The following is a 12,065-nucleotide window of genomic DNA, read 5'->3' on the forward strand; positions in this document are numbered from 1 at the left end:
CCTCGACGGGCCCGACCCGACGCGTACATCCGGGTCTGTCGCGGACCGCGCGGCGTGCCTGCCGTCACCCGTCTGCGGGATGTCCTCCCTCGGCCGAGGGACGACATCCCGCCACGCCGGTTCGTAGGGTGGGTGCCCTCGGGAGGGGGAGAGATGGCAGCGACAGGTACGCCCGTGGTGTTCGTCCATGGCATGTTCCTGCACGCCACGTCCTGGGCCAGCTGGGTCGAGCTGTTCCGGACGGCGGGACATGACCCCCTGAATCCAGGCTGGCCGGGTGAACCGAGCACGGTCGCAGAAGCGCGGCACGAGCCGGACCGGGTCGCTGGCGTCGGCATCGACGACATCGTCGCGCACTACGCGCAGATCATCGGCACGCTCGGCGAACGGCCGGTCGTCGTCGGCCACTCGACCGGCGGCCTGGTGGCGCAGCGCCTCCTCGATCAGGACCTCGCGGCGGCGGCGGTGGCGCTGCAACCTCCACCCATCAGAGGTGTGACGAACCGCGCGCCGTCGAGCATTCCGGTGGGCTGGCCCCTGCTGCGCAACCCGGCCAACCGGCGCCGGGCGGTATCGCTGACCGATCGGCAGTTCCGCTACAGCCACGGCAACGCGCTCACCGCACTCGAATCCGACCGGTTGTACCGGCAGTGGGTCATCCCGTCACCCGGCAGGCCGGTGTTCGAGCTGGTGTCCGCGAACCTCTCCCGACGTTCACCGGCCGCGATCGACGCTGCCAACCCGGCCCGGGGACCACTGCTCATGGTGGCCGGCGGTAGGGACCACAGTGCGCCCGCGGCCGTCGTCAGGGCCACGGTCGAGCGGTACCGCGCCTCCTCGGCGGTCACCGACTACCAGGAGTTCCCCGACCGCGGGCACTCGATGCCGATCGACACCGGCTGGCGTGCGATCGCCGACGCCACACTGGCCTGGATGCGACGTCACCTCCGATAACCGCCGGGTCCGACGCTCAGACGAGCCACTGACCGGCACGCATCAGGTCCCGACCGGCAAGTTCGTTCTCTTCCCGCCACGCCTGAATCCGGCGAGGCGTCACTCGCAAGTACGCGTAGGGGGTTGCGCCGACCCGAGCGTCCCAGAGCTTCGCCGCGAAGGCGTTGGCCAGATCGACCGGTACGGTCACGCGCGAGAACGTCTCGACGGTGCCGTCGATGAGCACCACGTCGCGGGTCGTGCCTACCGACATCCGCACTCGTCCCGAGGCACGCAGATTGCGCGCGGTCGGGCTGGACTCGGTTGTGGCCAGGGTGAGGGTCACGCCGTCCCAGAGGAAGGAGAGCGGCACCAGGTGGGCGTTGCCGTCCCGGTCGGCTGAGGCGACCCACGCGTCCAGGTCGCGGTCGAGGCGGGCGAGGGTGTCCCGCTTGCGCTGCTGTGGAGTACGCGGTGCATCGGCTGCCACGTCGGAAATCCTCCCATCGTGCGTGTGGATCCTCGCGGCTCGCGGCGGTCCCGGTGCCGAGCCACCGCACATCGTCCGGCATCGGTGCGGCGCCTGCGTACCGCCGACCCCGCTCTGCTCACTCCAGCCCGGCGAGCCAGGCGTCGCGGTGCGCGTCGAGGTAGTCGGCGGTTGCCAGCCAGTAGGGACCGTCCTCGGTCCAGATCCTGGCCCACGGCTGACGCTGGTGGCGGGCGCCCTCGCGCAGCAGGTCGTACATGGCTCTGGCGCGGCGGCCCAACAGGACGGCCAGCGCCGGACGGGATGCGTCATCGAGGCCGTAGCCGTCGACGAACGCGCGCAGCCGTGCCGCGGACTGCGGCACCGGCCGGTCCGCGCGGAGGCCGGCCATGCTCTGGGCCGCGTACGCGAGGTCCCACAGTCGCGAGCCTGGCGCGGCCCCGTCCCAGTCGATCAGCACCCAGCCCCGATCCGACCTGACCAGGTTCCATGGTGCTACATCGTTGTGGCAGATCATCTCTTCCCGGTCCGGCGGGATGACCTGGTTCCAGCTCCCGCCGGCCGGCGGTACGAAGCTGGCCAGCGCCTCGTGCAGGTGCGCCAGCAGCCGCCCGATCGAGCGCAGTTCCGTGGCGGGGTAGGTGCCGGACTCGGCACCCATCTCGCCCGGGACGTATTCCAGCACCTGCCTGCCCTGCTCGTCCCGGCCCAGCGGGCGAGGGCACGCCGTGAACCCGACGGCGTGCAGGTGGTCGAGCAGCAGGTCGACCATCTCCGTCCAGGGTCCGACGGGTCGTCGAACGGTGTCGCCGACTCGCACGACCCCGCTGGTGACGTTCCCCTGCAACACCTCTTCGCGGTTACTCATCCCGAGATTCTGCCCGGACAGCTGCGGATGTGGACGTCGACCAAGGCGCGGTTCCGCACCGTTCCGCGTGCGCTGCGGGCCGAGGTTGCTACTGCCAGGGATCTCCGGTCGCGCCGGCGGCGAGGTGTTCCTCATAGCTGGCCACTTTGCCGTTGACGAGATCGAGGCAGTCGCTCAGCTGCGCGAGCTGCTCGGCGATGTGCCGCTGGTGATCGCGGAGCAGTTCGAGTCGTTCGGCCTCGTTGCCGCTGCCCTCGCGGACGAGCTGGGCCAGGCGGCCGATCGTCGCGAGCGGCATCCCGGAGGCGCGGAACTTCACGCAGTTCGCCAACCACTGCACATCCCAGGCGCTGTAGACACGTCTGCCGGATCCGTCCCGCCGCACCTCGCTGGCCAGCAGACCCTTACGCTCGTAGAGCCGAAGGGTGTGCACGCTCAACCCGGTGCGCTGCGCCACCTGTCCGATGCTCAGGTCCCTGTCCGACACAGCCCCGACCGTAGTCGGTAGCCCGTAGCCCGTTGACCTAGACCACGGTCTAGCGCCTAGCGTCGCCGGCATGACCAGCGAGATGACCCACACCAGGTTCGGCGCCCACAGCACGACCGGAGACGTCCTCGCCGGCGTCGACCTCACCGGCAGGACCGCCGTCGTCACGGGCGGCTACTCCGGCCTCGGTCTCGCCACCACCCGCGCGCTCACCCAGGCCGGGGCTCGCGTCGTCGTCCCCGCCCGTCGGCCGGACGCGGCCCGGCAGGCGCTCGCCGGCGCAGCCGGGGTCGAGGTCGACCAGGTCGATCTCGCCGACCTCGCCTCCGTCCGGGCGTTCGCCGAACGGTTTCTCCGCAGGCATCCGGCCCTCGACATCCTGGTCGCGGGAGCAGGGGTCATGGCGTGCCCGGAGACGCGGGTGGGGCCCGGCTGGGAGGCGCAGTTCGCGATCAACCACCTCGGTCACTACGCGCTGGTGAATCTGCTGTGGCCGGCGCTCGCCGCCTCCGGTGTTGCCCGTGTCGTCTCGGTCGCTTCCGGCCGCGACCCGTCGTGGCGGATTCGGTGGGACGACGTGCAGTTCGAGCGCGGCTACGACAAATGGGAGGCCTACACCCAGTCCAAGCTCGCGAACATCCTGTTCGCCCGCCACCTCGGCCTGCTCGGCAGACCGCACCGGGTCCGCGCCTTCTCCGTCAACCCGGGCTACATCCAGACGCCGCTGCAACGACACCTCACGGTCGAGGAGATGGTCGCCGCCGGCTGGATCGACGCGGACGGCACTCCCGCGCCGGGCCTGTTCAAGACCGTCGAGCAGGGCGCGGCGACCCAGGTCTGGGCCGCCACCTCACCCCACCTCGACGCGTACGGCGGCGACTACTGCGCGGACTGCCAGGTCACCGACGGCAGCCCCGACGACAGCAGTACGGCGGCCCGGCTCTGGGCGCTCTCGGCCGACCTGACCGGCCTCGATCTCATCGACCGAGCCTGACCCGTCCCGCCTGCTCGCGCCTCGGCCACCGGGGGAGCAGCTTCCGCCCGGGGTCTGCCGGCGATACGCCTACTCAGTGGTCGCCAGCTGGTGCGCCAGCCGATCCCGGCCGCTCCTGATCAGCTCCCCGTACTCGTCATCGCCAAGCGCGTCGATCCCCGCCTCGGCACGCTGGAGGTGGTCGCGGGCACGGCCGAGGTCGCCGAGCTTGCGATAGCAGTCCGCCAGGTTGAGATGCAACGACGGGTACAGGGCCGCCACGGACATCGGCACGCCGGCCTGCGCGACTCGCGCCTCGGTGAGCAGATCGGCCGCCGCGAGCGCTCGCTGGTCCCAGACCAACTCCTGGCGGGCGTCGTCCTGCACGTCGGCCATCGAGTGCGCGAGGACGCAGACATGCAGGGGATCGCCTCCCTCGCCGCCGATGTCGTCCCAGATCTCTGCGAACAGGTCACGAGCGGCTTCACGCTGGCCGTGCTGGTGATGCAACTGCACGCCCTCGTTGATGCGGGCGAGCGTTTCATCGGTGCTCATCAGCCGGTCCTTCCCCGCTCCTGTCGCGACGGTGGCTCGGATCGTACCCGCGCTGGTCGCGGCCCACCGTACTGCTGGCGGCGCGGTGAGCGTCTCGGGCTGACGCGGCGTGGCCAGGGCGGATGGCCGTTCGATGGAGATCACGCTGGCGGATCATCGCGGTAGCGTCGCCCGTTGTCGGGAATCGGATCGCGCACGTCCATGTAAGCCTTACTTTCACAAACTTCGATGTCCCGGCCCTGGCTCGACGGGGAGCGTCGGTGCGCCGCGGACGGTGGTGGGAGGAGACTTCATGCGCGGACGCAGATGGGCGACCCTGGTGGTGGCGGTGACGCTCACACTGGGTGGGCTGGTCGGGACCGGCGCCACTCCGGCTGCGGCGGACCCGCAGGGCGGCACGCTGCGCAATGTCTACTCCGACGGCCAGTTCTGCAACAGCTATGGCAGCGAGGGCGTCCGGACCGGTCTGTGGAGCTGGTACTACTGCGAGTACCGGCAGTACGGCCCCAACGCACCCGGTTTCTACTTCCTCTGGACCTTCACCTACTAGCGCGCGGCCACGAGCGCCTGGGTCGCGGCGGCGAGGCGCTGCCGAGCGGCCAGGTCGTAGGCCTGTTGGTGGGCCGGCGCGTCGTCGAAGCGATCGAAGTAGCGGCCGGACACTCCGTCCAGAGCTGGGTCCGCGACAAGCCGCAGTGTCGGCAGCACCCCGGCGTCGACGGTGGTGATCGGGGTGAAGCCGCTCGCGTGCACCATTCGGGTGTCCATGAGGTGGGCGGGGTGCACGGCATTGACTGTCACGACGTCGGCCGGGACCTCGGCCGCCAGGTCGAAGGTGGACATGATCATCGCGAGCTTCGCCCGGCAGTACGCGACGACCGCGTCGTAGGTGCCGTTCTCGAAGCCGAGGTCGTCGAGGTCGACGCGGGCCTGACCCATCGACGCCACGTTCACGACACGGGCCGGGGCGGACGCGGTCAGGAGCGGCAACAGTTCGGTGGTGAGCAGGTAGGGCGCGAGATGGTTCACGGCCAGAAGCAGCTCGTGGCCCTGTCGGCTCACGTCGCGTCGGGTCGGGTCGGTCGCGCCGACGGCCGCGTTGTTGACCAGTACGTCAAGCCGATGTTCGCGTTCGCGTACGCGTGCTGCCAGAGCGCGGACCTGGTCGAGGTCGGCCAGGTCCGCCAGGTATGTACGCACGTCCGGCGTCAACGCGCGCAGCTCGCGGGCGACGGCGTCGAGCCGGGTCTGGTCCCGGCCGTGCAGCAGCAGCGTGGCTCCTCGCACGGCGAGGTCACGGCCGAGGTGGTAGCCGACGCCGCTGGTGGCGCCGGTGATCAGTACGACCCTGTCTCGCACAATGCCTCCGCATCTTGATGCCTATCAAGACCTTGACGATAGCAATCCTCTTGACAACTGTTCAATCCCGCTACCATCTGCTGGTGGAAATGCCTGCCGACGAGCGCCTTGGCTTCGACATCAAGCGCGCCGAACAGGCGCTGATGGCGGCCAAGGCCGCGGCGCTGCGTCCGGCCGAGCTGACTGTCGCTCAGTACGCGGCACTGTTCGCCCTCGCCGACAACCCCGGTATGTCCGGAGCTGCGCTGGCACGAGCCTGCCTGGTGACGCCCCAGGCCATGACCGGCGTCCTCAAGGCGCTGGAGGATCGAGGGCTGGTGCGACGCTCGGCGCACCCCTGGCACCGCCACGTTCTGGAGACCAGCCTCACCGATAAGGGTCACACCACGCTGCTGCGGTGCGACCGCGAAGCGGTGCGCATCGAACGGCGGATCGCCGACGCGCTGAGCCCCGACGAGCGCCTCCAACTCCGTGACCTGCTGGCCAGATGCGTGGAGGCGATCCGCGACTCCGGTCAGCCGGAGGCGGACCGCTGAGGCGGTCGGAACAATTTTGCGTGGTACGCATATTTGCGTGCCGCGCAAGAAGTGCTACCGTGGTGGCATGACGGGGCTGCGGGAGCGCAAGAAGGCCGAGACGCGGGCGGCGCTCGGCTGGGCCGCGATCCACCTCACCGCCGAGCGCGGCTACGACAACGTCCGCGTCGAGGACATCGCCGAGGCGGCCGGGGTGTCCCCGCGTACGTTCAACAACTACTTTTCCAGCAAGGCCGAGGCGATCGCCTCCCGCCATCTCGACCGCAGTCTGCGCACCGCCGCCGCGCTGCGCGAACGCCCCGCCGACGAGCCGCTCTGGGCGGCGCTCACCCAGGCCGCGCTGGAGCAGTTCACCCGCGGCCCCGAGGTCGAGGCGATGCCATCCCCCGCGCACGCCCAGTGGGTGGCTGGCGTCCGTACCATGCTCGCCGAGCCCGCACTCCAGGGCGAGCGGCTGCGGGCCGTCGCGGTCGCCGAGGCCGAGCTGGCCGCCGCGGTCGCCGAGCGCACCGGCACCGACCTCGCCACCGACATGTATCCGAGGCTCGTCGCGGCTGCCACCAGTGCCGCCGTCGCCGTCGCCATGCAGCACTATCTCGACAGCGCCGACCCGCCCACCCCGATCGAGCGCCTCATCACCGACGCCTTCACCCAGCTCGCCGCCGGCCTCCCGGCGCCGCCCCGCTGAGGCCCGGCCTCCGCTCACGTACCGCCTCACCCACGTCCTCAGCCGCGTCACCCCGCGGCGGGCCGGCCGCGTGCCGCGCCTGCCGTGGCGATGACGCATGCCCCGAAAGGATCACCACAGTGATCGATGTCCTCATCGTCGGAGCCGGCCCCAACGGCCTCATGCTCGCCGGCGAACTGGCCCTCGCCGGCGTCCACCCCGTCGTCCTCGAACGTCAGGCCACGCCCACCGGCGAGCCCCGCGCCAACGGTCTCGTCGGCCAGGTCGTCCGCCTGCTCGACCGCCGCGGCCTCTACGCGCGGCTCAGCGGCGGGAGCACCCCGCCGAGCCCGCAACCAGCCTTCACCTTCGGCGCGTTTCCGCTGGATCTCACGATGCTCGCGGAGAACCCGCACTACGTGCTCGGCGCACCGCAGGCCCAGCTCGAGGCCGCCCTCTCCACCCGGGCCGCCGAGCTCGGCGTCGACCTGCGCCGTGGCCACGAGGTCGTCGACCTCCGCCAACGCACCGACGCGGTCGAGGTCAGCCTTGCCGACGGTACGCAGCTCAGCGCCCGCTTCCTCGTCGGCGCCGACGGTGGCCGCAGCGCGGTGCGCCGCCTCGCCGGCATCGACTTTCCCGGCGTCACGAACGACCGGTCGGTCTCCCGCACCGCGACCGTGACCATCCCCGCGTCATCCCTCGATCCCGAGACCGGCGGTCTGAGCGTCCCCGGCTTCGGCGTCGTCCCGCCGTTCCTGCACACCCGCACCGCACGCGGTCTGATCGTGTGGGCGCCGTTCCCCGGCCGTCCGGCGATCCTGAGCACGACGGAGTGGCTCGACACGCAGCCGACCGACGAGACCCCGATGAGCCTGGTGGAGCTACGCGCCAGCGTCGCCCGGGTGCTCGGCGCCGACGTCCCGGTCGGCGCGCCGGACGGTCCCGGCCTGCTGCGGCGGCTGACCGGTCAGAACACCCGCATCGCCGGTCGCTACCGCGCCGGCCGGGTGCTGCTGGTCGGCGACGCCGCGCACGTGCACCCCGCGATCGGCGGTCCCGGCCTCAACCTGGGCCTGCAGGACGCCGTCAACCTGGGTTGGAAGCTTGCCGCCACGGTCCGCGGCTGGGCGCCGCAGGGCCTGCTCGACACGTACGAGAGCGAGCGTCGCCCGGTCGCCGAACGGGTCGTCATGTCCACCCAGGCACAGTCGGCGCTCATCGGTCCCGGCGACGAGATCACCGGCCTGCGGGAACTCTTCGCCGAACTGCTGCGCAAGCCGGAGGTGACCGGGCACATCGCGGCGTTGATGTCCGGCGCGGACGTTCGCTACCCCGCCGACCCCGCCGACCCGTTGGCCGGTCGCTCGGCACCCGACGTGGTCGTGCACGGTCACCACGGCCCGGTGCGCCTCGCCGAGCTGACCCGCGCCGCCCGGCCGCTGCTGCTGGACTCCACGGGTGCCTACGCCGAGGTCGCCGCACCGTGGCGAGACCGCGTCGACGTGGTCACCGGCGCGCTGGAGGGCACGACCGCGGCGGCGTTGCTCGTGCGCCCCGACTGCTTCGTCGCCTGGTCCGCCGGAGACGCCGACACGCTGCGCGCCTCGCTCACGCACCACTTCGGCCGGCCAGAATGAGAGGCCGTCAGCTCACGGTCGTCCGCCGTCCGCTGCGTGGACCGACGCAGCTCAGGGGTTACGGCGTAGTTCGCGCAACACCCCGTGCCGGCGCATGGCCCACACCAGCCGCCGGACGCTCGGATGCCGTACGAACAGCACCGCCACCTGCCGGATCAGGCCGAACCGGTTGTCGCCGACCTGGTTGTCGATCGCCTGCCAGATCAGCTCGCGTACCTTGGCGCTGTCCAGCACCGCGCGCATCTCACGCCGCACCACGGGATCCTCCGCCGCCGAGGCGATGGCGGCAGCCTGACCCGGCCGGTCCGCAAGCGGCTCCACCGCCGCCGCGACGAGCGGCCGACGTACCTCGTCCTGCTCCAGTAGCAGCAGCACGGCTCCCCGAATCTCGGTCGTGTCCAGGGCGGACCGCAGCAGGTTCAACAGGCTGCGCTCGACCTCACGGTCGTGGTCCGCGACGGACAGCGTGGCCAGCAGCAGCGCCACCTCGTCGAGATCGATGAGGTGGCGCAGCCCGCTGCGGAACTCGGGCAGCTCCCAGGCAACCTGGAGGGCCTTGACGAGATTGCGGTTCATGAACCATCCGCTACCCGCCAGCGACAGCCGGCGAAACCCCGCGACCGGTCTGCTCGTGGTCCGTGGCTGACACTCCTGGTATGAGTGGGTGCCCCCGACCGGATCGGGCGGCGGTGGGCCGAGGAGATGGATCCGCCGGACCGGTAAACCTCGTGGGCCGACGCGGTGTCTTGCTGGTTGACGAGGCCCGGGAGGTCGGATGAGTGATTCGCGTGGGGCGGAGTTCGATGACTTCGTGCGCGCCCGGTCGGTGGTGCTGTTACGGGTCGCCTTCCTGTTGACCGGGGATCGGCACGCGGCGGAGGACCTGCTTCAGGAGGTGCTGGAGCAGGTGTACGTCCGCTGGCGTCGGGTGCAGAGCAGCCCGGAGGCGTACGCCCGACGTGCGCTGGTCAATCGGTCGATCAATCGATGGCGTTGGCGTGCCCGACGTCCGGAACGGGCGCTCGGTGACCACGACGGGGTTGCCGGAGACCATGCCGACGCCGTCGCGGTTCGCGAGCTGGTCGTCGGGGCGCTGCGGACGTTGCCGGCCCGGCAGCGGGCCGTGGTCGTGCTCCGTTACCTGGAGGATCTGCCGGTCGCCGACGTCGCGGCGGCGATGGCCTGCTCCGAGGGCGCGGTGAAGAGTCACGCCTCCCGAGGGTTGGCGCGGCTGCGGGAGGTGCTGGCGGAGTCGAGTCTCGCCATGCCCATCACGGAAAGCGGGGGTTCGCGATGACGAGGAACGACACTGACGTGCGCGAGATCTTGCAACGCGCGACGGACGACCTGGTCGCCCCGGCGGGTCTGCTCGGTGCGGTGCGCCGGGGCGGGCGGCGCCGGGTGGTGCGCCGCCGGGCCGTGTTGGCGGCCGTCTGCGCGGCCGTGGTGGCCATCCCCGTGGCCGGTGGGCTCCGGCTGACCGGTGAAGGAGGTGAGGCGCCGGTCGTCGCGCCGCTGTTCGACGAGCCCACACGCGGTGACCTGGCCGCCGACGACGGATACCTGCGGCAGGTCCGCGAGGCGTGGGAGCGTCATCTCAAGCAGATCGGAGAGGGGACGCGCGGCGAGCCGCACGTTGTCTGGGCCGGTAACACACCCGCTGGCCCGGCCGCCTACGTCGCCGGGGACACCACGAACGACAGGTCGGTGGGGTTCGTCGAACCCACCGCCGACGGCCCACGCATCGGCACCCTGACGCGGCTTGACGGTTCGGGAACAGATGGCCTCGAACAGGCCACACTGCTCGGATCCCAACGCGACGTGCTCCTCGTCCTCGACTTCGGACAGGCGGTGGAGTTCTCCGCGGAACTGCGTTATCTGCCCGGTGGCAAGGTCGAGCGGACGTTCACGCCGGTGGCGTTCCGCGACGGTGCGGCAGCGCTGTCGGTGCCCCCACAGCGCACGAAGCTCACCGTCGCGCTCGCCAGGACGCCAGTGAGCCGGATGAACGCGCTCCACATCGGCAACACGTCGCTGATCCTCTTTCCCGATGGGAAGGACCGGCCGGCGGCACCGCTTCTCCGCCACACGTTGCCCGGCACCGAGCAGGTGTGGGGAGTCGATCCGGCTGCCGAAGAGGTGAGCGCGCCCGCCGAGGCCATCGCCGACTACCTCGACCCGGTGGGCGTGCACACGTACAACGGATCACCCCGTCTGTCGGTCTACGGGGCGACCCCCGACGGTCGGCGGCTCCTCGTGGAAACCATCCAGTACGACGACGACCCCTCCCGTGTCATCGCCCTGCTCGCCGGCAGAAACCTGCCCTTCGAGGCGGTGGCCAGCGCGACCGTGGACTGGCGGGCACCCCTGCCGGTCCGGCTGGGACTGCCCGACGACCAGGGCACCTTCGTCGCCGCCGAGGGGTCGGCGCTGAGTTACCGGGTCGGCGACGGTCAGTGGCAGGACGCCGGCCGTAACGCGGCACTCCTACCCGCCAGCGCCACCGACGTCCGTGTCACCGGCGCCGACGGCACTACGACCAGCGTCCCCGTCGACTCCTGATCCAGGACCTCGGCATCGGCACGGCTTTGGTGAAACCGGGGTGTCCGTCGAGCCCGGACACCCCGGTTTCAGGAAGAACGAGGCGCCGTTCGGATGCACGTCCAGGTCAGGGGCGATTGTGCACGAACCACGCGTCGCCGGCCGACAGGGCAACGGCGACCTCCCACCGGCTCAGCTCGAGGTTCGGGGCGAGCGCCTGGAGTTGACCGGCGGCGACCCACGCGTCGTCGCCCGGCGTCGGGCGACGACCCACCTGGAACTGGAGCATGGTGCCCCACGACGCGACCAGACGGGCATCCCACCGGTGCCGCCACTGCGCCAGCACCTCGGCGAGCTCCTGTTGGTCCTCCAGGGTCAGCGCACCGAAGAAGTCCAGCCAGTACGCGCAAGCGCGGACGTCGGTGGTGGGCAGCAACATGAGCAGAACGCTGTCCGGGGTGTACCAGTAGTCGAACTGCGTCACCAACCGCACGCTGTCCAGCACCTGGGCGTGCAGGTCGGTGTCGGTGAGCAGTCGCTCGTACAGCGTCCGCTCCAGCTCGGGGACCGGAGTCGGCGGCACCACATCCGACACCAGGGCCATCAGGTCGACACCGGCCGCGCCCCGCGCGTGGTACTCCACGTCGCCCGCGTCGGCCACGTGGTCCTCGCTGTGGTGGCGGTAGGCCAGCCAGGGCTCGGAGGACCGCGCGGCCTCGACGAACGCGCGCAGCTCCGACACCGACGGACCCCGCTCGGGCTCCTGCCGAATTGTCATCTCGTCGTCGACGTCGTCGGTGACCAGAACCGGCAGCCGTCCGATGGCCGGCACCAGTGCGTCGGCTGCCTGCCAGGCATCCCGCAGGCGCTCGGGGTCGACGTCGGCGACGAGGACGGTGCCCAACGGGCCGTGCCCGATCGGCAGACCGGCCAGTGGCGTGCCGACGAATGCCGCTTCGATCTGGTCGAGGTCGTTGCGCACGGCGGAAGTATCCCCGATCCGTTGGGGTGCGGAT

The 12,065-nt window shown here is 71.1% G+C and carries 15 protein-coding genes; 8 read left to right on the forward strand and 7 right to left on the reverse strand.

The features are described from left to right. Nucleotides 1-153 precede the first annotated feature (153 nt). Complete coding sequence (locus tag AB0O48_RS19410) at nt 154-954, forward strand: alpha/beta hydrolase (protein ID WP_365067196.1); 801 nt, start codon at nt 154-156, stop codon at nt 952-954. 16 nt (nt 955-970) lie between these two features. On the opposite strand, the gene AB0O48_RS19415 is transcribed toward AB0O48_RS19410, so the two are convergent. The 3 genes from AB0O48_RS19415 to AB0O48_RS19425 form a co-directional block, all read right to left on the reverse strand. Next, nucleotides 971-1,423: a pyridoxamine 5'-phosphate oxidase family protein gene (locus AB0O48_RS19415; RefSeq protein ID WP_357254458.1), complete on the reverse strand. Its 453-nt coding sequence runs from the start codon at nt 1,421-1,423 to the stop codon at nt 971-973. A 118-nt stretch (nt 1,424-1,541) separates the two neighbouring features. Further along, entirely contained in the window at nt 1,542-2,291 is a 750-nt protein-coding gene (locus AB0O48_RS19420; RefSeq protein ID WP_357570071.1) for a phosphotransferase, read from the reverse strand. A gap of 88 nt (nt 2,292-2,379) precedes the next feature. Then, a complete protein-coding gene (locus AB0O48_RS19425; RefSeq protein WP_357254455.1) occupies nt 2,380-2,778 on the reverse strand; it encodes a MerR family transcriptional regulator in 399 nt (132 codons plus the stop codon). A gap of 70 nt (nt 2,779-2,848) precedes the next feature. On the opposite strand from AB0O48_RS19425, the gene AB0O48_RS19430 reads away from it, so the two are divergent. Further along, the gene (locus tag AB0O48_RS19430) at nt 2,849-3,772 is read left to right on the forward strand and encodes an oxidoreductase (protein WP_365067201.1); all 924 of its coding nucleotides are present in this window, start codon (nt 2,849-2,851) and stop codon (nt 3,770-3,772) included. 69 nt (nt 3,773-3,841) lie between these two features. On the opposite strand, the gene AB0O48_RS19435 is transcribed toward AB0O48_RS19430, so the two are convergent. Next, a complete protein-coding gene (locus AB0O48_RS19435; protein WP_357254451.1) occupies nt 3,842-4,306 on the reverse strand; it encodes a hypothetical protein in 465 nt (154 codons plus the stop codon). Nucleotides 4,307-4,598: 292 nt separating this feature from the next. Between AB0O48_RS19435 and AB0O48_RS19440 the strand changes: the two genes are divergently transcribed. Beyond that, nucleotides 4,599-4,856 (forward strand): hypothetical protein, encoded by a 258-nt coding sequence (locus AB0O48_RS19440; RefSeq protein ID WP_357570069.1) that lies wholly within the window; start codon nt 4,599-4,601, stop codon nt 4,854-4,856. On the opposite strand, the gene AB0O48_RS19445 is transcribed toward AB0O48_RS19440, so the two are convergent. Next, complete coding sequence (locus tag AB0O48_RS19445; RefSeq protein WP_357254448.1) at nt 4,853-5,665, reverse strand: SDR family NAD(P)-dependent oxidoreductase; 813 nt, start codon at nt 5,663-5,665, stop codon at nt 4,853-4,855. The two genes, AB0O48_RS19440 and AB0O48_RS19445, sit on opposite strands and share 4 nt — an antisense overlap. 89 nt (nt 5,666-5,754) lie before the next feature. On the opposite strand from AB0O48_RS19445, the gene AB0O48_RS19450 reads away from it, so the two are divergent. The 3 genes from AB0O48_RS19450 to AB0O48_RS19460 all read left to right on the forward strand — a co-directional run bounded on the left by AB0O48_RS19450 (nt 5,755) and on the right by AB0O48_RS19460 (nt 8,508). Next, the gene (locus AB0O48_RS19450) at nt 5,755-6,201 is read left to right on the forward strand and encodes a MarR family transcriptional regulator (RefSeq protein WP_357254532.1); all 447 of its coding nucleotides are present in this window, start codon (nt 5,755-5,757) and stop codon (nt 6,199-6,201) included. 67 nt (nt 6,202-6,268) lie between these two features. After that, on the forward strand, nt 6,269-6,889 hold the full coding sequence (locus AB0O48_RS19455) for a TetR family transcriptional regulator (RefSeq protein ID WP_357254446.1): 621 nt from the start codon (nt 6,269-6,271) through the stop codon (nt 6,887-6,889). 119 nt (nt 6,890-7,008) lie between these two features. Beyond that, a complete protein-coding gene (locus AB0O48_RS19460; protein WP_357254444.1) occupies nt 7,009-8,508 on the forward strand; it encodes an FAD-dependent monooxygenase in 1,500 nt (499 codons plus the stop codon). Between the two features lie 51 nt (nt 8,509-8,559). Here AB0O48_RS19460 and AB0O48_RS19465 read toward each other — a convergent pair whose 3' ends face one another. Next, complete coding sequence (locus tag AB0O48_RS19465; protein WP_357570067.1) at nt 8,560-9,084, reverse strand: hypothetical protein; 525 nt, start codon at nt 9,082-9,084, stop codon at nt 8,560-8,562. 199 nt (nt 9,085-9,283) lie between these two features. Here AB0O48_RS19465 and AB0O48_RS19470 point away from each other — a divergent pair, with 199 nt between their 5' ends. Then, nucleotides 9,284-9,805 carry a SigE family RNA polymerase sigma factor gene (locus tag AB0O48_RS19470; protein ID WP_357254440.1) on the forward strand — a complete coding sequence of 174 codons (522 nt, stop codon included), beginning with the start codon at nt 9,284-9,286 and terminating at the stop codon, nt 9,803-9,805. A 17-nt stretch (nt 9,806-9,822) separates the two neighbouring features. Further along, the gene (locus AB0O48_RS19475; RefSeq protein WP_357570066.1) at nt 9,823-11,070 is read left to right on the forward strand and encodes a hypothetical protein; all 1,248 of its coding nucleotides are present in this window, start codon (nt 9,823-9,825) and stop codon (nt 11,068-11,070) included. Nucleotides 11,071-11,176: 106 nt separating this feature from the next. Here the strand turns inward: AB0O48_RS19475 and AB0O48_RS19480 are convergent, their stop codons facing one another. Then, nucleotides 11,177-12,031 (reverse strand): DUF4253 domain-containing protein, encoded by an 855-nt coding sequence (locus tag AB0O48_RS19480; protein WP_365067210.1) that lies wholly within the window; start codon nt 12,029-12,031, stop codon nt 11,177-11,179. Nucleotides 12,032-12,065: the final 34 nt, after the last annotated feature.

This window comes from Micromonospora sp. NPDC085948 (assembly GCF_040686315.1).
Classification (GTDB): Bacteria; Actinomycetota; Actinomycetes; order Mycobacteriales; family Micromonosporaceae; genus Micromonospora.